The following is a 21,835-nucleotide window of genomic DNA, read 5'->3' on the forward strand; positions in this document are numbered from 1 at the left end:
CTGTAATGTCCTTCGCCGAGCAACTGACCCGCCTGCAAGCCTTCCTCGACGCCGACGAGCTGCACGAAGAAGCGCTGGACTATGTCGCCGCCCACGGCTACCTCACTGCCCTGTCGATCAATGCCGAGGAAGTGCCCGAGCGCGAATGGATCGACGCCCTGTTCGCCGAAGAGCCGCACTACGCCAGCGACGCTCAGCGCACCGAGATCGAAGCCACCCTGGTGGCGCTCAAGGCGCACATCGCCCGCCAGCTGGCCAGCGACGACGAGTTCGAGCTGCCATGCGACCTGGACCTGACCGACGAGCCGGACGATTCCGACCTGCGCGGCTGGTGCATCGGCTTCATGGAGGGTGTATTCCTGCGTGAAGAGGCCTGGTTCGAGAACGCCGAGGAAGAAGTCAGCGAGATGCTGCTGCCGATCATGGTCGGCTCGGGCCTGTTCGACGAGCAGCCGGAGTTCGCCGACATCGCCAGCAACGCCAACCTGCAGGACGACATGATCGTACAGATCCCCGAAGCGCTGACTGCGCTGTTCCTGCTGCTGCACGCACCTGACGAAAAGCCGGCGCTGCTCAAGCCACGCCACCACTAAGTTGCCTGTGCGCTACCTGCTGCTGGCCACCGGCTGGCTCAGCGTCGCGTTGGGGGTGTTGGGGATTTTCCTGCCGGTATTGCCCACCACCCCTTTCCTGCTGTTGGCGGCAGCCTGCTTTGCCCGCAGCTCGCCGCGCTTTCACCATTGGCTGGTCCATCACCCGAAGCTCGGGCCGTGGATCCGCGACTACCTCAGTGGTGAAGGCATCCCCCTCAAGGGCAAGGTCTATGCCATCGGCCTGATGTGGGCCAGCATCGGCCTGTCGTGCTATCTGGTGCCCCTGTTCTGGGCACGCATCTTCATGTTGACCAGCGCCGTACTGGTAAGCCTGTATATCCTCAGCCAGAAAACCTTGCACAAGTCTAAGTGACAATATTTTGTCGCCAAATATCAATTTCGCCTAACTGATATTTCTCTTATCCGAAATAGTTCTGGAACCGCGCAAAATCCCTGTATCCATTGGCCTTCACGGCTTCTAACGGTGCCTCATCCTGTGTTTCATTCGCGAACTAATTAGACAATATATGTCTTATATGGCAATTTGATATGAAGAAATCTTCTTATCTATCGCGTTGAATGTACTTAGCTGTGTTGTTAAAAACCTGCAACACTATACGCGATAACTTTATCGTCATTTTTTTGGCGAGCAGCAGGATCAATTCCAGGATCAGGGAGATGTACCATGCGCGTTTTGAACCCCATCACCAGTGCATTACTGTTGGCCCTGGCAAGTGCCAACGTACAGGCGATGTCGATCACAGAGGCTGTCCAGAGCGCCGTGGACTACCATCCGCAAGTCAGCTCCAACCGCAACAGCAAGCTGTCGGCCGATGAGGATGTGAAGTTTGCGCGTGGTGGCTACTACCCTTCCGTGGATTTGGTCGCCGGCTATGGCCGCCAGCGTTCGGACAACACCACTACGCGCGCCGAGGGCAACCACAACAAGGAAACCCTCAACTACACCCAGTCCGAGCTGCGCCTGCGGCAGATGATCTTCGACGGCTTCAACACCTCGAACGAAGTGGGCCGCACCGAAGCGGTCTCCACCTCCCGCGCCTACTACACCCAGGCCGTCGCCCAGGATGTCGCCCTGCGTGCAGTCGAGGTGTACCTGGAAGTGCTCAAGCGCCGTGAACTGGTAGCCCTGGCCAGGAACAACCTGCAAGCCCACCTGCGAGTCAACGACCAGATCGGCCTGCGCAACGAGCGCGGCGTCGGCAGCACCGCCGACCTTGACCAGTCCCGCGCACGTCGCGCCCTGGCGGAAAACAACCTGGACACCGCCGAAGTCGACCTGGCCGACGCCGAAGCCAACTTCTTCAGCGTCGTCGGCCGCATGCCGGACGAGCTGGAAAGCCCGCAGACCATCAAGGGCGAGGTGCCTGGCACCCTCGATGAAGCCCGCGACGGCATGCGCCAGAACAACCCGTACATCAAGTCTGCCCAGGCTGACGTGAATGCTGCCGAGCAGCAATACGAAGTGGCCAAGTCGACTTTCTACCCACGCTTCGACGCCATTCTGGCCACCGGTGCCAACAACAACACCGGCGGTGAGAAAGGCCACAACAACAACGACTGGCAAGCTGGCGTTGAAATGAACTACAACCTGTTCCGCGGTGGCAGCGACAAGGCTCGCCTGCAGTCCGACGCGCACAAGATCAACCAGGCCCTGGACATTCGCAACAACGCCCTGCGTGAGCTGACCGAGAACCTGAGCCTGGCGTGGAACGCCATGAACAACGCCAGCAAGCAGCTGCCAACCGCGCGTGAATACGCCGAGACCACCAAGCGCGTGCGTGCCGCCTACCAGGACCAGTTCGGCCTGGGCCAGCGCACCCTGCTCGACCTGCTCGACAGTGAAAACGAGCTGTACAACGCCGACCGCCGCTACACCGAGGTGCGTTATACCGAGGAGTTCTCGCGCTACCGCGTACTGGCGACCATGGGTGAGCTGCTGAGCAAGCAGCGTATTTCGCTGCCGCCGGAAGCGCTGGCTACCACCGAAGTACGCACCGAGGCGCGTTTGCCTGAGATGCGTTGATCGGGTTCGAGATAGCCGGGGCCGCTGTGCGGCCCATTCGCAGCACAAGGCTGCTCCTACAAGAAAGCGCGCAACATCTGTAGGAGCAGCCTTGTGCTGCGAAAGGGCTGCAGAGCAGCCCCCTGCCCTCACTCGGTGCCATGGTTGCGCTGAAATGTCTCCTCGCCCATGGCCCTGATCTGCCCTTCGATCAACGCCTCGAACGGCGCCAGCAGCGCATCGAAACAGGCCGGTTGCTCCAGCGCATCGAGCGCCCCCACCACCGCCTCGATAGTCGACAACGCCCCCGCCTCCGGCGCCTTGCGCAGCCGGTAGCGTGAAGGCGCGACAGCCCCCAGCGTCACCCGCGGCAACGCCCCCAGCACCGGGTTCAGGTACAGCAGCTTGCGCGCCTTGCGCCAGGTACCGTCGGGCACGATCAACAGCAAGGGTTTGTCGTCCGTCTCGCCATAGGCCTCCAGCACCTGGGCGTCGTCACCCGGGAACAGCAGGGCCGGCCGGTAACCGGGGGTAGCCAGCAATTCGTTCAGGTCATCGAACACCTCGCCTACCCGCAACTCGGCATTGTTCAGGCCTAGGGCGGCCAGGCGGGCAGTGTTCAGGGCATGGGCGGTTTCACTGGGGTGCTGCAGCAGGATGACGCGGGTGCGGCTGTCGAGCGCGGGGATCAGTGGGCAGAGGCAATGGTCGAGCGGGCGCTGGCAGCGCTCGCAGCGGGGTCTGGGCATGGGGTTCTCCTTGGCGGGAACAGTTTGCCACAGAACCGGGGCCCGCTTTGCGGGCCTTTCGCCCTGTAGGAGCGGGCTTGCCCGCGATGCAGGCAATGCGGTGGCTGGCACGGGCTTCGCCCGTGATCGCGGGTAAACCCGCTCCTACAGGGCGAAAGGGCTTTGCGATTTCAGCGATTGAACCGCTCCGCCAGGCTATGCAGGTACTCTGCCATGCGCTCCAGATCCTGGCTGATTTCCGCGCCCTGCCTGGCCTGCCCGGCACTCTGGTCGCACAGCTGGGCAATCCTCACGATCTGCTGGTTGATGTCCTCGGCTACATGGCTCTGCTGCTCCGACGCCGTCGCCATCTGCTGGCTCATGCCGGTGATGCGGCTGACCGCCTGGGCAATCCCGCTCAACGCCGCCTGCACTGCCTCGACACTGTGCACGCTGTCCCGCGAGATCTGCTCACCACGGTTCGCCGTGCTGACCGCACGCTCTGCCCCGGCGCGCAACGACGCGATGATGTGATGGATTTCCTCGGTCGAGGCGCGAGTGCGCTGGGCCAACGAACGCACTTCATCCGCCACCACGGCAAACCCGCGCCCCTGTTCGCCTGCGCGTGCCGCTTCAATGGCGGCATTGAGCGCCAGCAGGTTGGTCTGCTCGGCAATCGAAGTGATCACATCGACCACGCTGCCGATCGACTGGGTCTGCTCGGCCAAGGCGTTCACCGCCTGGCCAATGTCATTGACGGCATCGCTCATGCTACCCATGGCTTTCAGGCTCTGCAGGGCCAGCTCGCTGCCCTGCTGCGCCAGCTGGTCGGCATCACCCGCCGCGTGCGCCGTGCTCTGCACGTTGTGGGTAACCTCCTGGATGGTCGCCGCCATCTGCGCAATGGCGGTGGCGGACTGGTCGGTCTCGTTGCGCTGGCGGTCGAGCATCTGGGCCTGGGCATCGGACAAGTCGGACGACTGCGCCGCCCGCGACTTCACCCCGACCCCGGCATCCACCAGGCGGGTCAAGGCCGTTTGCAGGCGTGCCTCCTCACTGATGATGGCCAGGTCGAGCTGGCCCTGCAGGCCCGGGTTATCGCTGTAGGTCAGCGCCACCAGTGGGCTGGTGAAGGCCTTGGGATGCTCGGCCAGCGTGTGGCGGATAGCCTGGTTCTGCCGGTGCTCGACCAGATACCAGGCCAGCAGCAGGCTGGCCATCAGCACCCCGAGCGCCGCATAAGTCGGCAGCCACAGGTAGCCTGCCGCCGACAGCAAGCCCGCACCGATCAAGGGCCACCCGTGGCCCAGGCCATGCCCCAGCCGGGCCGCCCACGGCACCGCCGCGCGGCCGGCCCGCAAGCGTGCGTACAACGCCTCGGCGCGGCGGATCTGCTCGCGGGTGGGCACCGAGCGCACCGACTCGTAGCCACTGATGCGGCCCTGTTCGTAGATGGCCGTGACATAGGCGCTGACCCAGTAGTAATCGCCGTTCTTCGCACGGTTCTTGACCACGCCCATCCAGGGTTTGCCCTGTTTGATGGTTTCCCACATATGGCCGAACACCGCCGGCGGCATGTCCGGGTGGCGCACCAGGTTGTGGGGTTGGCCGACCAGCTCGTCGTAGGTGAACCCGCTGATCGCCACGAAAGCGTCGTTGCAGTAGGTGATGCGGCTGTTGAGGTCTGTGGTGGAAATCAGGCGCTGATCGTTGGGAAAGGTTCTTTCGTGCTCAGTGACGGGCAAATTCATGCGCATCTTGGGCAATCCTTGCAAGGAGTAAAGGGGGAGGGTCAGCAACACACGCACATGTGATGTATAGCAGGACGCCATTATGTTGTCGGTCAGCGGCGCCAAGAATTTAGCGCACGCCGACAAACTACAGACAGGCGCCGCCCCTCAGCCGACGTTGAGCTGGCTTTTGAGCAGGTCGCGGAAAGTCTGGATCAACGGCTCGCGACTGCGCCCGCGGCGAATGATCAGCGAGAACGGTGCCTGGTAACCGAAAGTAGACGGCGACAGCACGCGCAAGTCGCCCTTGTCGACCCAGGCCTGGGCATAGTGCTCGGGCAGGTAGCCGATGTAGGCCCCGGAGAGAATCAGGATCAACTGCGCCTCCATGCTCTCCACCGTCGCTGCGCTGTGCTTGAAGCCATGCCGGGCCAGCTCGGCCTGGCTCCAGTAGCCCCGTCCGACCATGCGCTGCTGGGTCACCACCGGCTCGGGAATGCGCCGTTCGGCATACAACGGGTGGCGGCTGCTGCAGTACAGCCAGTGCTGCTCACGGTACAGCGGCTGGTAAAGCAGCCCGCTCATGCGCGAGGAAAACGCCCCGATGGCAAGGTCCAGGCGGTTGTCCTGCACGCCCAGCTGCAGCTCGTAAGGGCTGGACACCGACAGGTGCAGGTGCACCGCCGGGTGTTCCTGGCTGTAGGCGCCGATGGCTTCGGCCAGCGGCAAGGCCCGGTCACCGACGGTGGAGTCGATCACCCCCAGGTTGAGGGTGCCGCGCAACTCGCCCTTCAGGGCGGCGGCATACTGCTCGAACCCGTCCAGCTCGGCCAGCAGGCGCAGGGTTTCCTGGTGGAACAGCTCGCCCTTGCTGGTCAGGCTGAAACCGCCACGGCCGCGGTGGCACAGCACGATCCCCAGGGCGCCTTCCAGCTGGCTCATGTAGGTGCTGATGGCCGAGGTCGACAGGTTCAGCTCGCGCTGGGCGTTGGCGAAACCCTGGTGGCGCACCACGCTGACGAAGATGCGCAGCAGTTTCAGGTCGGGCAGGGTCGAGGCCATGGTGCAACGTTCCGCAAGGGTATTTGCGCGCAGTCTAACCGCTCTGCCGGCCTTTAGTTCAGAAATTCCTGAACTAAGTATTTGCCGGTAGCGATTTTTCCTCGGCACTACCTTCAGCAGACTTGGCCGAAATGTCCCTGCCCGCCGACAAGACCATTCCTGGAAGGCGCGCGGCGGCACAGGTTCGAACAAACAGAACAATCGACCGACTGATGAGGCCCACCGTGGACAAGATCCTCCACCAACCACTGGGCGGCAACGAAATGCCGCGTTTCGGCGGCATCGCCACCATGCTCCGCCTCCCCCACCTGCAAAGTGCCCAAGGCCTGGACGCCGCCTTCATCGGCGTGCCACTGGATATCGGCACCTCGCTGCGCTCCGGCACCCGCTTCGGCCCGCGGCAGATCCGCGCCGAATCGGTGATGATCCGCCCGTACAACATGGCCACCGGGGCTGCACCGTTCGACTCGTTGTCGGTGGCCGACATCGGTGACGTGGCAATCAACACTTTCAACCTGCTGGATGCAGTGCGCATCATCGAAGAAGCGTATGACGAGATCCTCGAGCACAACGTCATCCCGCTGACCCTGGGTGGCGACCACACCATCACCCTGCCGATCCTGCGCGCGCTGCACAAGAAGCACGGCAAGATCGGCCTGGTGCACATCGATGCCCATGCCGACGTCAACGACCACATGTTCGGCGAGAAGATCGCCCACGGCACCACCTTCCGCCGCGCCGTGGAAGAAGGCCTGCTCGATTGCGAGCGCGTGGTGCAGATCGGCCTACGCGCCCAAGGCTACACCGCCGATGACTTCAACTGGAGCCGCCGCCAGGGCTTCCGCGTGGTCCAGGCCGAAGAGTGCTGGCACAAGTCGCTGGCGCCACTGATGGCCGAAGTGCGGGAAAAGGTCGGCGGTGGCCCGGTGTACCTGTCATTCGACATCGACGGCATCGACCCGGCCTGGGCACCAGGCACCGGCACCCCGGAAATCGGTGGCTTGACCACCATCCAGGCGATGGAGATCATTCGCGGCTGCCACGGCCTGGACCTGATCGGCTGTGACCTTGTCGAAGTCTCCCCGCCTTACGACACCACCGGCAACACCTCGCTGCTCGGTGCCAACCTGTTGTTCGAAATGCTCTGCGTGCTTCCAGGCGTAGTACGCCGCTAAACGAGTGCAACACCGTTCCCGGTGGGAGCGGGCGAGCCCGCGAAGGGGCCGGCACTGCCCCCCCTGTGCATGGCAAGGGCTGTGCCCTTGTTCGCGGGCACGCCCGCTCCTACAGGGGACTGGTGCAAGCCTCTAGAAAGTACCCCGGCAGGAGCCATGTGGGAGGGCCATTGAGGCCCGCCAATAACACGACAAGACCGCCGGGCGCCGTGAACCCGCCTGTGTGGTCGATCTCGCCATAATAAAGATAATCGGGAGACCCCCAATGGCCTTGGACATCATTGTTGTAATGATCTATACCGTCGGCATGCTCGGGCTTGGCTGGTATGGCATGCGGCGCGCGAAAACCCATGAGGACTACCTGGTGGCCGGGCGCAACCTCGGCCCGGTCCTGTACATGGGCACCATGGCTACCACCGTGCTCGGTGGCGCATCCACCGTCGGCACCGTGCGCCTGGGCTACGTCCACGGCATCTCCGGCTTCTGGCTGTGCGCAGCCCTGGGCCTGGGCATCATCGCCCTCAACCTGTTCCTGGCCAAACCCTTGCTGCGCCTGCGCATCTTCACCGTGACCCAGGTGCTGGAGCAGCGCTACAACCCGACCGCACGCCAGGCCAGTGCCGTGATCATGCTGGCCTATGCACTGATGATCGGCGTCACCTCGACCCTGGCCATGGCCACCGTATTGCAGGTGCTGCTGGACCTGCCGTTCTGGGCCTCGCTGCTGCTGGGTGGTGGTGTGGTGGTGCTGTACTCGACCATTGGCGGCATGTGGTCGCTGACCCTGACCGACATCGTCCAGTTCGTGATCAAGACCGTCGGCCTGATGTTCATCCTCCTGCCAGTGTGCCTGTACAAGGCCGGTGGCTGGGACACCCTGGTGGCCAAGCTGCCGGCGGCCAGCTTCCAGCTGACCACCATTGGCTGGGACACCATCATCACCTACTTCCTGATCTACTTCTTCGGCATCCTCATCGGCCAGGACATCTGGCAGCGGGTGTTCACTGCCCGTGACGAGAAGGTCTGCCAGCGTGCCGGCACCACTGCCGGTGTGTACTGCGTACTGTACGGCCTGGCCTGCGCCACGATCGGCATGGCTGCGCACGTGCTGATGCCCGACCTGGCCAACCCGAACAACGCCTTTGCCGAGATGATCAAGACCACCCTGCCCGATGGCATCCGTGGCCTGCTGATGGCAGCGGCACTGGCTGCCATGATGTCCACCGCCAGCGCCGGCCTGCTGGCTGCGTCGACCACCCTGACCGAAGACCTGCTGCCCAAGCTGCGTGGCGGCAAGCAGTCGAGCCTGGGCGTAAGCCGCCTGTTTACCCTGCTCACCGGGCTGGTGGTGCTGGGCATCGCCCTGGTGGTGAACGATGTGATCAATGCCCTGACCCTGGCCTACAACCTGCTGGTCGGCGGCATGCTGATCCCGCTGATCGGGGCGATCTTCTGGAAACGCGCTACCACCGCCGGGGCTATCGCCAGCATGTCGCTGGGCTTTGCTACCGCGCTGCTGTTCATGTTCAAGGATGGGCTGGAGGCCAATACACCGATCTACTACAGCCTGGCGGTTGGTCTGGTGAGCTTTGTGGTCGTTAGCCTGATGTCGCGTAAATCGGTGGCGGCGGTGAAACTGGCCTGATCTACAGCCTGAACTGGCCTCTTCGCGGGCTCGCCCGCTCCCACAGGGATACCACAAGCCTTGAAATTTATGGGGTACCTGTGGGAGCGGGCAAGCCCGCGAAGAGGCCGGTACAGGCAGCATACAACTGGCAGACACAAAAAGGCCGCTGCACCCACCCAGGTGCAGCGGCCTTTGTATTTATCAGCGACGACGCGGTTGGCGTTTGCGCTGCTCTTCATCAGTCGGGATCGGCACCGGCTGCAAAGGTGGTGGAATCAGCCCCAAGGCGACAGCCAGGTCGTGGAGCCAGTTGGACAGTGGTTTATTCATAATGCCCCCTTGACGGGTCAGCCTCACGGCAATTCAATCCTGCGATGTTTCATACAGATCATAGCCCTATGTCCTGTATTACGCATGCCTCTACACCTACAGATACGGGCCATTTTGATACGGATCAAGCCGTAGCGGCGCATTCCGACGACTGGTTAATCGTTTCGCTTTGTTGCAAGTCGATCCAGGCCTGCAAATTCGCCCCGCGCATGCCCTGGCGCCACATCAACCAGGTGACCGCCTGATCGAACGGCGCCTGCATCTGGTGCACCCGCACCCGGTCGCGCCCGGGCAGGCTGTCGAGCATCGACCTGGCCATCATCGCCACGCCCGCGCCAGCGATCACACAGGCCAGCATGCTCTGGTACGACTCGATCTCCATCACTCGGCCCATGGGCGTATGGGCATGGGCATACCAGGCCTCCAGGCGCATGCGGTACGAGCAGCCCTGGCGGAAGGTGAACACCGCCTTGCCCGCCACATCCTTGGCAGTGTGCACCGCAGGGTGCTCGGGGCTGGTGATCAGCACCAGCTGCTCATCGCACAACGGCACACCATCCAGCCCGGCCAGGCTCGGCGGCCCGTCCACCAAGGCCGCGTCCAGGCTGTGGTTGAGCAGGCCTTCCAGCAGTTCGCCACTGGGCGCTGCGCGCACCTGCAGGTTCACCGCCGGGTAGGCCTGATGATAACGCGCCAGCAACGCCGGCAAATGGGTCGCTGCCGTGCTGTACATGGTCCCCAGCACGAAGTCCCCGGCCGGTTGGCCACCCCGCACGGCGGCCAGCGCCTCGTCGCGCAAGGCTGACATGCGGTTGGCGTAGTCCAGCAGCACCTTGCCCGCCGGCGACAGCTGCAGGCGCTGGCGTTCGCGCAGGAACAGCTCGACACCCAGTTGCTCCTCGAGCTGGCGCAAGCGCGTCGACAGGTTCGACGGCACTCGATGCAGGCGCTCTGCGGCACGGGTGACCGAACCCTCCTCGGCCACGGCCTGGAAGATACGCAGTTGGCTGAATTCCACGGCATTCTCCAAAACAGAACAACTTGATCATCATTATTCAATTTTATTGAAAAATAAACCGCCCTAACCTGCCAGCCATCGCTTACATCCGTGCAGGAGACTTGCCATGTCGCCACTCATTCAACTGCTGGCCAGCGCCGTGGCGCTGATGATGGCCATGGGCATCGGCCGCTTCGCCCTTACCCCACAACTGCCGCAACTGATCGCCGAAGGCCAGTTCGACCTGACGGTCGCCGGGCTGGTGGCGGCAGCCAACTACCTGGGTTACTTCATCGGCGCGGTCGACGCCATGTTCGCCCGCTCGCCGGGCCAGGTGCGTCTGCGCCTGCATGGCGGGCTGTGGCTGTGCGTGCTGCTGACCCTGGCCTCATGGGCCGCCGACGGGTTCTGGAGCCACCTGTTGCTGCGCTTCGGCACCGGTGTGGCCAGCGCCTGGGTGCTGGTGATGATCACCAGCCTCAGCCAGCAGGTAGCCAATGCCAACAACCGCCAGCGCCTGGGTGCCCTGGTGTTCGCCGGGCCCGGCCTGGGCATTGCGCTGACTGGTTTGCTGGCGCTGGTGGCGCATTTGTGGGGGCTGGGCTCGGCTGCACTGTGGCTGATCTATGCCGTGGCCGCGCTGGTGATGCTGCTGGCGCTCCGGCCTTGGCTGCCCCGGGCGCTGCAAGCGGCGCCGGTGCCGTCGACTGCAGGCCAGGGCCCGACGCGCAGTGTCGGCATAGGCCGCCTGGGGCTGGTGTATGCGCTGTATGGCGTGGGTTACATCCTGCCGGCCACCTTCCTGTCGCAGATGGCCAACCAACAGTTCCGCGGGCAGTGGCTGGCCGACCTGTTCTGGCCGGCGTTCGGCCTGGCGGCAGCGCTGGGGGTGCTGCTGGTGAGCCTGCGGCGTGGTGGCCGCACCTCGACCTGGTTGACCGCCACCCTGTGGTTGCAGGGGCTGGGCGTGCTGGCCTGCCTGATGGGCGGGGGTGTCGGGCTGGCGTTGGGTGTGGTGCTGTGTGGCGGGCCGTTCCTGGCCTGCATGCAGCTGGTGATGCAGCGCTCGCGGGAGCTGGCGCCGCATGCCACGCAGCGCAATGCCGGGCTGTTGACGGCGTGCTTTGCCCTGGGGCAGTTGAGCGGGCCGTTGCTGGCGGCGCTCAGCAGCCATTACAGCGGCGGGCTGCAGCCGGCGCTGATGGTGGCGGCGGGAGGGTTGGTGGTGGCTGGGGGGTTGGTGCTGTTTGCCGGCTCTGCACCGCAGGGCAGCGCCTGTCAGGCCAAGGCTGCATCCTGAATTGTGGTTGCCTGTGCCGGCCTCTTCGCGGGCTCGCCCGCTCCCACAGGGGCCGCACGATTTTCAAGACCTGTGCAGTACCTGTGGGAGCGGGCAAGCCCGCGAAGAGGCCGGTACTGGTTATTGATCATCCCACAATCCGCCGCAACTGCTGCTTCACCCAAGGCTCGGCACTCACCAGGATCACCCCCAGCAGCACCATCAACGCGCCAACCACAAAGTTCAGGCTCAGCGGCTCATCCAGCAGCAACACGCCAAAGGTCACCCCGAACAGCGGGGTGATGAACGAAAACACCGCCAGGTTCGACGCCAGGTATTTGCGCAGCAACCAGAACCAGGTCAGGTAGCTGATGAACGACACCACAATCCCCTGGAACAGCACGCTCCCCATCGCCAACGGCGTAAACGACACCGCGCCGATCTGCCCGCTGAGCAAGGCAATCAGCAGCAAGCCGGCAAAGCCCACCGCCAGTTGATAGAACAGGGTCAGGGTCGCCGGTGCTTCCGACAGCCGCGAGCAACGCACCACCACCGTGGTCGCGCCCCAGGCCAGCCCGGCAATCACGCCAAACGCATCCCCCAACAGGGTGCGGCCATCCATGTGCTCGAACGACATACCGCCGGCAAATGCCATGGCAATGCCGCCGAAGGCCAGCAGAATCCCCAGCCATTGCAGCAGCCGCAGGCGTTCGCTGGGCAACCTGAAATGCAGGCCCAACGCGGTGAACACCGGCGCGGTATAGAGGAACACCGACATATGCGCCGCCGAGGTCAGCTTCAACCCCTCGGCAATGAACAGGAATTCCAGGCCGAACAGCCCGCCCGCCACCACCCCGGCACGCCAGGTGCTGCCGACCTGCTCCCAGCCACCACGCCAGCACAGCATCAGGCCCACCAGCACGGCGGCGATGCCGTTGCGCAAGGCCGCCTGCATCACCGGCGCGATATCGACGGCGGCGGTCTTGATCAACACCTGCTGGCAGCCCCAGATCAGGCACAGCCCCAGCATCACCTGGAAGGCAAAGGCATCAGGGTTCTTGCGGACCGCGCTCATGGGCGGGCCTCTGCGGTGGTCATTGGCATGGGCAAGGGCTCGGCAATGTTCAGGAACTACCGATTATCGGGTGTCCATGGCCGCCCTTGCCAGCCTCAAAACGACCTCAGGCAATCTGCGCCTTCGCCGACACCTGCTCGAAAATGGTTTCGTCCAGCGCATCCTCCTGGTCGTCCAGCACCTGACGCGGGTGCTCGAAGCCGGGGATGCTGCTGTCGATCAGGCTCATCAGCCGCGAACCGCGCTCGGTCAGCGCGAAGTTCTCGCCATTGCCGCCGTCCTCTTCGGGCCGGGTTTCGATAAAGCCACGTTCGAACAGCAGCCTTTCGTACTCGCAGGCACGGGTTTTCAGGTGGTCCAGGTCACCCACCGGCTCCCCCTTGGCGGCCAGTGCCGCAGCGTGCTGCTCGGCATAGGGGCGTGGCGTGAAGCTGTGACCGGCGCCGTTCTGCACCTCGTGCAGCAAACGCTCGATCAGGTCCCAGTCGTAGGCGATGCTCATGGCTACGGGCTCCTGCTGTGGACGGAAGGGGTACACAGGTTGGGACCTGTGGAGGTTGCCCAGCGTTCCGAAATATCTCAGCGCTGGCGTTGTTGCGCTTGCATGTACTGGCGCAGCAACTGGTTGATCCGGGTCTGGTAGCCACTACCCTGCTCTTTGAACCAGGCGAGGACATCGGAATCGAGGCGAATGGTCACCGTCTGCTTGGCTGGAACTCGCAGCTCGGCCTCTCGGAAGAAATTTTCATTCAGCTCAGGAATATCCGAGGTATCAATAGCCTGGTCGTCCTGTCGAGCCAGGCGACTCCAGTCAGTTTTCGATGCTTTGGTCATAATGTTTGGCCTCCCATCTGGTGGCTTTGCGTGCAGAAATGATGCGAATGACATCACCCTGCCTTTCCGTGTACACGACCACGCCTATCAGACACTTCAGCCAGCCCAGGCAGACCCAGCGTTCCTCATCGTGGTCCGGATTGTCATCGCGGCGAATCAGCATCGGGTGATTGAACATATCCGGAACATCGCTGAAGTCGATGCCGTGCTTGCGGATGTTTATCTGGTTCTTGGCATCGTCCCATTCAAAGAACATGGGACGCTCCGTATTTACATCTGTACATACGATACCTCCTGATCCAGGCCAAGGCTAGGGAGCAATCGCCCACTCTTCAATAGCTTCAGGAGGTTTTGGGAAAGGGATTACAACCTGGAGGGAAGTGGCCTGGCCAAATGGCTCACAAGGCTAGGTCAGATGCCCGGCTGCGGACAGGCTGACCATGAAGTGCCACCGGTCGAAGGCGCTGAACTAACGGCCAGGCACATGCCTCCACCGGGCATTACCACCGCCGGAGGTAGGAAGGATGAAACTGCTGCTGCCCATTGCCTGCGCCACTGCCCTGTTCTGCGCCCTGCCCGCCTGGGCCTGCACACCGGAAGAAGCGACGCAGAAACGCGAAGAGCTGGCCGGGTTGGTCACCCAGTTGACCGAGCAGAACCCGCAGAAGGCCAAGGAGATCAATGACGAGCTTCAAGGGATGGAGCTTGGGACGGCGAGCAAGGATTTGCCCGACAAGTGTCAGCTGATCGACAAGCGGATCAAGGAGTTGAAAGAGGCGGAGAAAAAGGCTGAATAGTGGTCGCCTGTGCTGGCCTCTTCGCGGGTAAACCCGCTCCCACAGGGATCGCACAGGCCTGGAAGCCTGTAGGGTCGCTGTGGGAGCGGGTTCACCCGCGAAGAAGCTAACACCGTTACCGAGCGTTACTCAGCCGCAGGCTTGCGCTTCTTTAGCGGCGCCAGGCCGTCGGCGCTGGCCAGCGGTGCATTGGCCTTCGGCTTGGCGGTTGGCTTGCGCTTGGCGGCTGCCTTCTTGTCACCGGTCTTCTTCTCGACCTTTTTCTTCTTGCTGCCCGCCGCCTTGCCCGAGGCCTTGACCTTCTTCGGCCCGCTGTAGGTGCCCTTCACTTCCTTGATTACCCGGCGCTCGAACTGCTGCTTGAGGTAGCGCTCGATGCTCGACATCAGGTTCCAGTCGTTGTGGGTGATCAGCGAGATCGCCAAACCTTCGCCACCGGCGCGGCCGGTACGGCCCACACGGTGCACGTACTCGTCACCGCTGCGCGGCATGTCGAAGTTGATCACCAGGTCCAGGCCGTCGATGTCCAGGCCACGGGCCGCCACGTCGGTAGCCACCAGCACCTTGGAGCTGCCCTGCTTGAAGCGGTCCAGCGCCAGCTTGCGGTCCTTCTGGTCCTTTTCGCCATGCAGCACGAAGGCCTTCACGTCCTTGGCCACCAGGTGGCCGTAGATGCGGTCGGCCAGGGCACGGGTGTTGGTGAAGATGATCGCCTTGTCGAAGGTTTCATTGGCCAGCAGCCACTGCACGATCTGCTCTTTGTGCTGGTCGTGGTCGGCGGTGATGATCTGCTGGCGGGTGCCTTCGGCCAGCTGCGAGACGCTGTTGAGCATCAGGTGCTCAGGGTCTTTCAGCACCTTGCCGATCATGTCGCGCAGGGCCGCACCACCGGTGGTAGCGGAGAACAGCAGGGTCTGCTGGCGGTTCTCGCACTCCTTGCACAGGCGCTCCATGTCTTCGGCGAAGCCCATGTCGAGCATGCGGTCGGCTTCGTCGAGGATCAGCACCTGCACGTGGGACAGGTCGAGGTTGCCGGCGTTCAGCTGCTCCAGCAGGCGACCCGGGGTGCCGATCAGCACGTCCGGCACCTTGCGCAGCATGGCGGCCTGTTCCTTGAAGTCTTCACCGCCGGTGACCAGGCCCGACTTGATGTAGGTGAACTGCGAGAACAACTGCACCTGCTTGAGGGTCTGCTGGGCCAGTTCACGGGTCGGCAGCAGGATCAGCGCGCGGATCTCTACGCGGCGCTCGCGCAGGTCGACCAAGCGGTTGAGCAATGGCAGCACGAAGGCTGCGGTTTTGCCGCTGCCGGTCTGCGCGGTCACGCGCAGGTCACGCCCTTGCAGGGCCAGGGGGATGGCCGCGGCCTGCACCGGGGTTGGCTCGACAAAGTTAAGCTCGGCCACGGCTTTAAGCAGGCGTTCGTGCAGGGCGAATTGGGAGAACACGGAGGTAACCTCAGGCAAGTGCGGAAAATTCAGTTGCATAGGGTAACGTTTTCTGCCGCCTTAGCCGAATTTCTTTTGGCAACTTTGTCGCCATCCGCGCTCTAATGGCGCTTCGTTTGGCAACAAGACTGTACGCAAGCCCATGGATATCCAACGAATCTGGCGTGACTCCCTCGACCTGTGGGGCACCCTTGACCAACATCCGATGCTGCACGCGGCCATCGGCCTGGCGGTGCTGCTGCTGATTTCCCTGGTCATCGGCCGCCTGGCGCGCTTCCTGGTGCTGCATGGCGCCCGCCTGCTGGCCCGCCAGCCAGCGCTGAAGTGGCTGGATGACCTGCGCAACAACAAGGTGTTCCACCGCCTGGCGCAGACCACGCCGTCACTGGTGCTGCAGTTCGGCCTGAAACTGGTGCCCGAGCTGTCCGACAATGCCCAGCACTTCCTTGGCAATGTCGCCCTGGCCTTTACCCTGCTGTTCATGACCATGGCGCTGTCGTGCCTGCTGGATGCCCTGCTCGACATCTATGCCCGCACCGAACACGCCCGCACCCGCTCGATCAAGGGCTACGTGCAGTTGGCCAAGATGATGTTGTGGATCTTCGCCGCCATCGTCATCGTCGCCACCCTGATCGACCGCTCGCCACTGTTGCTGCTGTCGGGCCTGGGTGCCATGTCGGCGGTGCTGCTGTTGGTGTACAAGGACACCCTGCTGTCGTTCGTCGCCAGCGTGCAGCTGACCAGCAACGACATGCTGCACGTGGGCGACTGGATCGAAATGCCCCAGGTGGGCGCCGATGGCGACGTGGTGGACATCACCCTGCACACCGTGAAGGTGCAGAACTTCGACAAGACCATCGTCTCCATCCCCACCTGGCGCCTGATGAGCGAGTCGTTCCGCAACTACCGCGGCATGCAGCAGTCCGGTGGCCGGCGCATCAAGCGCAGCCTGTTCATCGATGCGGCCGGGGTGCGCTTTCTCACCCGCGAAGAGGAACATCGCCTGAGCCAGGTGCACCTGCTGGCCGACTACCTGGCCGCCAAGCGCCAGGAACTGCAGCGCTGGAACGAGGCCATGGGGCCGGTGGCCGAGCTGTCGGCCAACCGCCGCAAGCTGACCAACATAGGCACCTTCCGCGCGTTTGCCCTGGCCTACCTGAAGAACCACCCCAATGTTCACCCGAACATGACCTGCATGGTGCGGCAGATGCAGACCACCGCCGAGGGCGTACCGCTGGAGATCTACTGCTTTACCACCACCACCGTGTGGGCCGATTACGAGCGGATCCAGGGGGATATCTTCGACTACCTGCTAGCGGTGTTGCCGGAATTTGGCTTGAGCCTGTATCAGCAGCCGAGTGGCAACGACATGCGGGTGGGGTTGAGCGGGCGTGTATCGCAAGAGCCTGTGCCGCGACGGCTGGAAGAAATGAGCGAGGCTTGAGATTGCCGGGGCTGCTTCGCAGCCCATCGCCGGCAAGCCAGCTCCCACAGAGCTCACGCAGATCGTGGGATCTTCGTTGTACCTGCGGGAGATTGCCCAACCCTTTGGGCTGCGCTGGCGCGTAGATAACTGAAATTGCAAGCGATCCGCGTACCCTGTGGGAGCAACTGTCTTGCTCAATTTCTAAAAGCTGGCGCGCCCCCTGTGGGAGCGGGCGTGCCCGCGAACACGGGCGAAGCCCGTGCCATCCACCGCGGTGTCGTCTCGCGGGTAACCCGCTCCCACAGGGCCCTGCTAATTCAATGAGTTATGTGCAGTTCGATGAGAGCTGGCTTGCCGGCGATGGGCCGCAAAGCGGCCCAATATTGCTTGACTGACGGGCATTACGCTTGAGGGTGGTTCAAGGGGTTTTCATCATGCCTAGTTCAGCATCATCCATGAGCGCCTTGGCCAAGGCACAGAGGTAGTGCGAAGCCCAGATTAGTTGAGGCTTGTCTTCCATTAGGCCGTCCAGGGTCATGTCTCGCGCATAGCCCATCAGCTCCGAAGCTTGTTCCCGGGCGCTCTGGCAAGGGATGCCGGCTTCGATACGGAACAGCGGATGGGTCTGGTTTTCACCTTGGTAGAAAGTGGTTTTGCCGACGGTGAATTTGGTTTCTTCTGTAGACATCGTTCAATCTCCCCCGAAATCTCTAGTGCCTGGGCTGGCCCTATCGCCGGCAAGCCGGGCTCCCACAGGGGCAGCCTCAGGCGAATCATGATGCGGATTAATGCAACGTCTGCGGATATGCTGGTTTTTGGACTTGAGCCAGCGCTGATTCAAGCAACTTGCGGAGAGTCTCCAGCTCGTGCATTGACGCCATCATCAATACCGAGACGGGTGATCTCGGTTGCATCAAAACTGCTTGCTGAGCAACGGCTTCGGCGCATAGCGCGTAATCCGCGGCCATCAGCAGTGTGTCTTCCAGGGAGTGGAGGTTGCAGGGTGGATCGGGGACTATGTTCAGCATGGTGGAACCCTCAATTTGTGGTTGGGGACTACCGCCATTTGCTGTCAAACAAAGGGTGGCAGCTGTGCACGGGTTGACAGACCGGTCAAATTGAGAAACCCGGCGCACCCGAAGGCGCCCCACGCACAGCCGCCATTGAAGGCAAAGCTGAGGATTGTAATTTGAGTCGGCCTGTCAAAGCCGGTCGTTGGATCGCAACGACCAGCCGAGGTTAGTGGCCAACCGGGAACATCACAATGGCCCGCAGTATCTTTGGGAAATGCCCTACAAGAAAGGGGCAAAATCTGATTTTTTAGCCGTTAGGCGTAAAAACATGTGACGCCTGCAGGCAAGGCGCCACAACCAGACGATCAGTGCCTCTGAGCACAAATTGTCGAATAGGCGCATCGATTGCAGTGTTTGCCTCGGGTTGCTTTACGCTCACCGGCACGCAATGCGCCGATCGCCTTGAACACACTGGTACTGCTCGCTCTGGCAGATGGAACTGCGTCTTCGGAAAGACCAGTGACAAGTGAATGGATGGAAATTCGGTGGCAACGACTGCCTCCGAGGTTCTCTAGGATGGGCCGAACATTTCGTGCAACAGCACTCAGACCTACACCTGTGCGCAGCCAAACCAAATCACCACTGGCCTCACGAAGCATCCACGGCATCGTAATGGTCTGGCCGTTCACGCTGGCTGTGGTTTCTGGGACGTAGTGCGCACTACCGGGCAACCACGACGCACCACGTGTGAAGGCGATCCACGCATGCTCCAGTAGCGTCTTATCTTCTTCCCGCGTCGGCAACGGCTTTTCGTCCCAAGCTTTGAGGAAGGCTTCGTCTGTTTTCATGCTGTCCCGGTAGAAGTATTCAAGCCCTGCCAGCACTGCACGACGAGCCCGAATTGAGACATCCAATTCTTGTTCAATCGGAAGACTCAACTCGTGGGCATAGTGATATTGCAGAGAGCAAGCCATAAACCCATCAAGCGCAGCGAAGGTGATCGCCTCCGGTGGCGTCATGGGCACAGGTATGACTGTCGACGCCGCGACAGGTGCCGAGGGCCTCCCGACGCTAGCAGAAAGGATTGAAGAATCACGCAGGGGATCGGGAATCGTCGCTGCATCAGTACCGCAATAGACCTTCAAGCGATCTTTCGCTCTGGAGAGGCCAACGTACAACAGATTGTTACGCTCAATGGCCTCGCCTTGGAGCCGCAGGCTTTGCGTACTGTGCAGCGCTTCAGGGGGCAGCAGCAAAGCCTGACGCTCATCAAAACGTGGCGGTGCCTCCGCACCAAACTTGGCTTTTTCGACGTTGGCCATATGCACGACGTCAAACTCAAGCCCTTTGCTCCCATGGACTGTCATGAGCCTCACAGCGTCAATCGCAGCGGCCTCAGGTGGAAGCGCACGCTCCGCCGATCGTTGCCCGATATAGCGCCGAAAATCTTCTCTAACCAAAAACTTGGATAACGTCGCCTGGCTACCAACCCCATCACTGTTGCGAACCCCATAAAGGAATTGCCACAACGCCAAGCGGTTGATCTGCGCAGCAGCAGACTGGTCAGCCAGCGACTCCAGCCCAAAGCCTTTTTCGAACAGCAGATCACAGACGAACACCCAAGGGCGGGAGCTTCGCGTCGCCCCTTCCAGCAAGTCACTCAATGCCAGTACAACCTGCTGCCCTTGCGTTGACAGCCCTGGTATAGGGCGCCTCAGCCAACGACCACGCTGGTGGTTGAAACCTAGCTTGGACAGGTTGGTCAGCACCTCGATGTCTGCCGCCGGCATCCTCAAATTTGCACGTCTGAACAAGCCGAGCAGCGCCCCAGGCGACCGCTGCGTCAGCAGTTGCATCAGACACATGAACTCTTTGACTTCGGCCCTCTGGTTCAACTCACCAATGTGCAACACAGGAATCCCGGCCGCCTCGATGTCTTCGGCAAGCCTGTCCACTTGGGCATTGGTTGAGCTGATGATGCCCTGACTTCCGTATGAGTGCCCAGCCGCTCGACACTGAGAAATCTCGTTGACGATGACACTGCTCTGAGCATCCCTCTGAGTGTGGAGTAATGCCGGCATCACCCCGCTCGCCGAGCGAGATGGGGACACACGATCCAGAGGCACGAATGGCTGCAGCACATGGTCGGACCCAGCCAGTTCGACCAAAGTAAGAATCTCTGGAGAGCTGCGTCGATTGATGTCCAAGCTGTATCGCTTGATTGAAGCCGTCTGGCCTCTAGCGATGTACGCCTCATCAAACTTGAGCAGACTTTGGATCGACGCACCACGCCAGTGATGAATAGCCTGACGAATATCACCGACCACCCACAAGCATCGATGTAGCGAGCCGATCTTTTTGACGAACTCGATCATCACATGGTTCACGTCCTGGTACTCATCCACCAGGACGTGATCGTACTGCTCAAGGAAAGCAGCTATGGATGGACGATCGTCACGCGCTTGTACAGTGGGTCGAACCAAAAGATCTGGGTAATCAACCCAACCCTCTCGCCGTAGGACAGCTTCATAGGCCCTGTAAAGGGTCACGATGTCATTCCGCTCTCGCTGAACGTCGGGCTCGACCGGCGGCAATGTTCGAACGATCGCTGCGTACTCGTCCGGTGTGACCAGCTCTTCCTTCAGACGATGAATAATCTTCAAGACGTCAGGCAGCCAGTCATAAGGGTTGCTCAACCTGAAGAAATATTCGAGCTGCAGGGTTGGCAGTTCATCGATCATCATCCTGACTTGCTGCAGCGCGTCAGCGATCTTGATCTGAGGTGTCAGGTCGAAGAGAAGGTGGTGCTTTCGCAGGAGCTCCAGTCCAAATGAATGGAAGGTGCCAGCCCATACCTGTGAAGCGTTTGGAACATTGGCCGCCGTCAACCGCTCGACAAGCTCCTGGGCAGCTTTGTTGGTAAAAGTCATCACCAAGATTCTGTTGGCCGGAACCCCGCTCGCAATCAAGTGGGCCACTCGGTGCACCAACGTCGTTGTCTTACCTGTCCCGGGGCCCGCAACGACATTGACGAACCTCTCCGGTGCCTCAGCCGCAAGACGCTGAGCATCGCTTGGGGGGTGTGCGGGAGCTGGAGGAACTGGGGGGACATCCGGAAGCAGAAGCGCGTCAGCCAATTGCTGTCTCACGACTTCTAGCGGCAACTGAAAGTTCGTCGCTACCAATCGAGAACGCCATCCTGCTGACCACAATGCTCTTGCCACCGTTCTGGGTAGCAGCAGCTCTCGCGCAAAGACGTTTGCCAGCAGCTCATTGCGCTCCCATGCACCATAGCCCTCAACCACTGCACTTCCGGGGCTGGTGGTACTGGGGTTTCTAGTAGTACCGGTGGCACTGACATCACCGTCAGGATCAGCGATGAAGGACACTGTCGAGGTGCCAGGGGCGGGTTGGGGTGAGTCGAGATACCAATGGCCCAGTTCATGAGCCAACAGATAAGCCTTCGCCTCAGGTCGAACGTCATCACGAATCAGGATCGTCTGCATCGCCCGCTGTAGAAGCGCATCTGCCCCACCCAGCGCATAGTAATCGGGAGGCACCCACTCGATCGCAATACCCAACGTCGCTTCAGCAACGTCAAGCAGTTGCTCACTGGTCGGGTACTGGTTACCGCACGCAGCGATGAGTTTCGCCCGTGCATTGATGGCCTGGATTCGTGCACGGTCGAAAGGATTCAT

Annotated in this window: 21 protein-coding genes; 8 read left to right on the top strand and 13 right to left on the bottom strand. The window is 61.8% G+C overall.

From position 1 onward, the window contains the following. The first annotated feature begins 5 nt into the window (after nucleotides 1–5). From A4C63_RS12505 to A4C63_RS12515, 3 genes are all read left to right on the top strand, one after another. The gene (locus A4C63_RS12505; protein WP_025340148.1) at nucleotides 6–593 is read left to right on the top strand and encodes a YecA family protein; all 588 of its coding nucleotides are present in this window, start codon (nucleotides 6–8) and stop codon (nucleotides 591–593) included. A gap of 7 nt (nucleotides 594–600) precedes the next feature. Continuing rightward, nucleotides 601–966 (top strand): YbaN family protein, encoded by a 366-nt coding sequence (locus A4C63_RS12510; protein WP_063913084.1) that lies wholly within the window; start codon nucleotides 601–603, stop codon nucleotides 964–966. A gap of 312 nt (nucleotides 967–1,278) precedes the next feature. Beyond that, on the top strand, nucleotides 1,279–2,637 hold the full coding sequence (locus tag A4C63_RS12515) for a TolC family outer membrane protein (protein ID WP_063912910.1): 1,359 nt from the start codon (nucleotides 1,279–1,281) through the stop codon (nucleotides 2,635–2,637). Nucleotides 2,638–2,765: 128 nt separating this feature from the next. On the opposite strand, the gene A4C63_RS12520 is transcribed toward A4C63_RS12515, so the two are convergent. The 3 genes from A4C63_RS12520 to A4C63_RS12530 all read right to left on the bottom strand — a co-directional run bounded on the left by A4C63_RS12520 (nucleotide 2,766) and on the right by A4C63_RS12530 (nucleotide 6,136). After that, a complete protein-coding gene (locus A4C63_RS12520) occupies nucleotides 2,766–3,365 on the bottom strand; it encodes a tRNA-uridine aminocarboxypropyltransferase (protein WP_063912911.1) in 600 nt (199 codons plus the stop codon). A 170-nt stretch (nucleotides 3,366–3,535) separates the two neighbouring features. Then, a complete protein-coding gene (locus A4C63_RS12525) occupies nucleotides 3,536–5,101 on the bottom strand; it encodes a PAS domain-containing methyl-accepting chemotaxis protein (RefSeq protein WP_063912912.1) in 1,566 nt (521 codons plus the stop codon). Nucleotides 5,102–5,242: 141 nt separating this feature from the next. Further along, nucleotides 5,243–6,136 (bottom strand): LysR family transcriptional regulator, encoded by an 894-nt coding sequence (locus A4C63_RS12530; protein WP_063912913.1) that lies wholly within the window; start codon nucleotides 6,134–6,136, stop codon nucleotides 5,243–5,245. 224 nt (nucleotides 6,137–6,360) lie between these two features. Here A4C63_RS12530 and speB point away from each other — a divergent pair, with 224 nt between their 5' ends. Then, on the top strand, nucleotides 6,361–7,311 hold the full coding sequence (gene speB / locus A4C63_RS12535) for an agmatinase (protein ID WP_063912914.1): 951 nt from the start codon (nucleotides 6,361–6,363) through the stop codon (nucleotides 7,309–7,311). A gap of 265 nt (nucleotides 7,312–7,576) precedes the next feature. Continuing rightward, entirely contained in the window at nucleotides 7,577–8,956 is a 1,380-nt protein-coding gene (locus A4C63_RS12540; protein WP_063912915.1) for a sodium:solute symporter, read from the top strand. 183 nt (nucleotides 8,957–9,139) lie between these two features. On the opposite strand, the gene A4C63_RS26770 is transcribed toward A4C63_RS12540, so the two are convergent. Continuing rightward, nucleotides 9,140–9,268, bottom strand: coding sequence for a PA1414 family protein (locus A4C63_RS26770; protein WP_009683677.1), 129 nt, complete (start codon nucleotides 9,266–9,268; stop codon nucleotides 9,140–9,142). Between the two features lie 124 nt (nucleotides 9,269–9,392). Next, nucleotides 9,393–10,286 carry a LysR family transcriptional regulator gene (locus tag A4C63_RS12545; protein WP_063912916.1) on the bottom strand — a complete coding sequence of 298 codons (894 nt, stop codon included), beginning with the start codon at nucleotides 10,284–10,286 and terminating at the stop codon, nucleotides 9,393–9,395. A gap of 106 nt (nucleotides 10,287–10,392) precedes the next feature. Here A4C63_RS12545 and A4C63_RS12550 point away from each other — a divergent pair, with 106 nt between their 5' ends. Continuing rightward, on the top strand, nucleotides 10,393–11,565 hold the full coding sequence (locus tag A4C63_RS12550; RefSeq protein WP_063912917.1) for an MFS transporter: 1,173 nt from the start codon (nucleotides 10,393–10,395) through the stop codon (nucleotides 11,563–11,565). A 127-nt stretch (nucleotides 11,566–11,692) separates the two neighbouring features. Here A4C63_RS12550 and A4C63_RS12555 read toward each other — a convergent pair whose 3' ends face one another. From A4C63_RS12555 to A4C63_RS12570, 4 genes are all read right to left on the bottom strand, one after another. Then, on the bottom strand, nucleotides 11,693–12,619 hold the full coding sequence (locus A4C63_RS12555) for a DMT family transporter (protein ID WP_063912918.1): 927 nt from the start codon (nucleotides 12,617–12,619) through the stop codon (nucleotides 11,693–11,695). 106 nt (nucleotides 12,620–12,725) lie between these two features. Then, nucleotides 12,726–13,121, bottom strand: coding sequence for a hypothetical protein (locus tag A4C63_RS12560; RefSeq protein ID WP_063912919.1), 396 nt, complete (start codon nucleotides 13,119–13,121; stop codon nucleotides 12,726–12,728). 77 nt (nucleotides 13,122–13,198) lie between these two features. Further along, entirely contained in the window at nucleotides 13,199–13,453 is a 255-nt protein-coding gene (locus tag A4C63_RS12565; protein ID WP_063912920.1) for a BrnA antitoxin family protein, read from the bottom strand. Beyond that, nucleotides 13,431–13,709 (bottom strand): BrnT family toxin, encoded by a 279-nt coding sequence (locus A4C63_RS12570; protein WP_063912921.1) that lies wholly within the window; start codon nucleotides 13,707–13,709, stop codon nucleotides 13,431–13,433. Before A4C63_RS12570 ends, A4C63_RS12565 begins: the two co-directional genes overlap by 23 nt. Before the next feature lie 268 nt (nucleotides 13,710–13,977). Here A4C63_RS12570 and A4C63_RS12575 point away from each other — a divergent pair, with 268 nt between their 5' ends. Further along, nucleotides 13,978–14,250 carry a hypothetical protein gene (locus A4C63_RS12575; RefSeq protein WP_025340165.1) on the top strand — a complete coding sequence of 91 codons (273 nt, stop codon included), beginning with the start codon at nucleotides 13,978–13,980 and terminating at the stop codon, nucleotides 14,248–14,250. A gap of 125 nt (nucleotides 14,251–14,375) precedes the next feature. Here the strand turns inward: A4C63_RS12575 and A4C63_RS12580 are convergent, their stop codons facing one another. Continuing rightward, the gene (locus A4C63_RS12580; RefSeq protein WP_063912922.1) at nucleotides 14,376–15,737 is read right to left on the bottom strand and encodes a DEAD/DEAH box helicase; all 1,362 of its coding nucleotides are present in this window, start codon (nucleotides 15,735–15,737) and stop codon (nucleotides 14,376–14,378) included. A 103-nt stretch (nucleotides 15,738–15,840) separates the two neighbouring features. Between A4C63_RS12580 and A4C63_RS12585 the strand changes: the two genes are divergently transcribed. After that, entirely contained in the window at nucleotides 15,841–17,142 is a 1,302-nt protein-coding gene (locus A4C63_RS12585; RefSeq protein ID WP_063912923.1) for a mechanosensitive ion channel family protein, read from the top strand. 400 nt (nucleotides 17,143–17,542) lie between these two features. On the opposite strand, the gene A4C63_RS12590 is transcribed toward A4C63_RS12585, so the two are convergent. The 3 genes from A4C63_RS12590 to A4C63_RS12600 form a co-directional block, all read right to left on the bottom strand. After that, a complete protein-coding gene (locus A4C63_RS12590; protein ID WP_019471426.1) occupies nucleotides 17,543–17,812 on the bottom strand; it encodes a DUF3077 domain-containing protein in 270 nt (89 codons plus the stop codon). Nucleotides 17,813–17,909: 97 nt separating this feature from the next. Next, complete coding sequence (locus A4C63_RS26775) at nucleotides 17,910–18,152, bottom strand: hypothetical protein (RefSeq protein WP_063912924.1); 243 nt, start codon at nucleotides 18,150–18,152, stop codon at nucleotides 17,910–17,912. 350 nt (nucleotides 18,153–18,502) lie between these two features. Next, nucleotides 18,503–21,835 carry a UvrD-helicase domain-containing protein gene (locus A4C63_RS12600; protein ID WP_063912925.1) on the bottom strand — a complete coding sequence of 1,111 codons (3,333 nt, stop codon included), beginning with the start codon at nucleotides 21,833–21,835 and terminating at the stop codon, nucleotides 18,503–18,505.

Origin of the sequence: Pseudomonas sp. p21 (assembly GCF_001642705.1) — a bacterium.
GTDB lineage: Bacteria > Pseudomonadota > Gammaproteobacteria > Pseudomonadales > Pseudomonadaceae > Aquipseudomonas.

Coding starts and splice junctions, on each gene's coding strand:
- A4C63_RS26770 (WP_009683677.1), bottom strand. CDS start 9,268: ATGAATAAACCACTGTCCAACTGGCTCCACGACCTGGCTGTCGCCTTG.
- A4C63_RS12555 (WP_063912918.1), bottom strand. CDS start 12,619: ATGAGCGCGGTCCGCAAGAACCCTGATGCCTTTGCCTTCCAGGTGATG.
- A4C63_RS12580 (WP_063912922.1), bottom strand. CDS start 15,737: ATGCAACTGAATTTTCCGCACTTGCCTGAGGTTACCTCCGTGTTCTCC.
- A4C63_RS12600 (WP_063912925.1), bottom strand. CDS start 21,835: ATGAATCCTTTCGACCGTGCACGAATCCAGGCCATCAATGCACGGGCG.
- A4C63_RS12565 (WP_063912920.1), bottom strand. CDS start 13,453: ATGACCAAAGCATCGAAAACTGACTGGAGTCGCCTGGCTCGACAGGAC.
- A4C63_RS12530 (WP_063912913.1), bottom strand. CDS start 6,136: ATGGCCTCGACCCTGCCCGACCTGAAACTGCTGCGCATCTTCGTCAGC.
- A4C63_RS12570 (WP_063912921.1), bottom strand. CDS start 13,709: ATGTTCTTTGAATGGGACGATGCCAAGAACCAGATAAACATCCGCAAG.
- A4C63_RS26775 (WP_063912924.1), bottom strand. CDS start 18,152: ATGCTGAACATAGTCCCCGATCCACCCTGCAACCTCCACTCCCTGGAA.
- A4C63_RS12585 (WP_063912923.1), top strand. CDS start 15,841: ATGGATATCCAACGAATCTGGCGTGACTCCCTCGACCTGTGGGGCACC.
- A4C63_RS12575 (WP_025340165.1), top strand. CDS start 13,978: ATGAAACTGCTGCTGCCCATTGCCTGCGCCACTGCCCTGTTCTGCGCC.
- A4C63_RS12550 (WP_063912917.1), top strand. CDS start 10,393: ATGTCGCCACTCATTCAACTGCTGGCCAGCGCCGTGGCGCTGATGATG.
- A4C63_RS12525 (WP_063912912.1), bottom strand. CDS start 5,101: ATGCGCATGAATTTGCCCGTCACTGAGCACGAAAGAACCTTTCCCAAC.
- A4C63_RS12590 (WP_019471426.1), bottom strand. CDS start 17,812: ATGTCTACAGAAGAAACCAAATTCACCGTCGGCAAAACCACTTTCTAC.
- A4C63_RS12540 (WP_063912915.1), top strand. CDS start 7,577: ATGGCCTTGGACATCATTGTTGTAATGATCTATACCGTCGGCATGCTC.
- A4C63_RS12520 (WP_063912911.1), bottom strand. CDS start 3,365: ATGCCCAGACCCCGCTGCGAGCGCTGCCAGCGCCCGCTCGACCATTGC.
- A4C63_RS12505 (WP_025340148.1), top strand. CDS start 6: ATGTCCTTCGCCGAGCAACTGACCCGCCTGCAAGCCTTCCTCGACGCC.
- A4C63_RS12560 (WP_063912919.1), bottom strand. CDS start 13,121: ATGAGCATCGCCTACGACTGGGACCTGATCGAGCGTTTGCTGCACGAG.
- A4C63_RS12515 (WP_063912910.1), top strand. CDS start 1,279: ATGCGCGTTTTGAACCCCATCACCAGTGCATTACTGTTGGCCCTGGCA.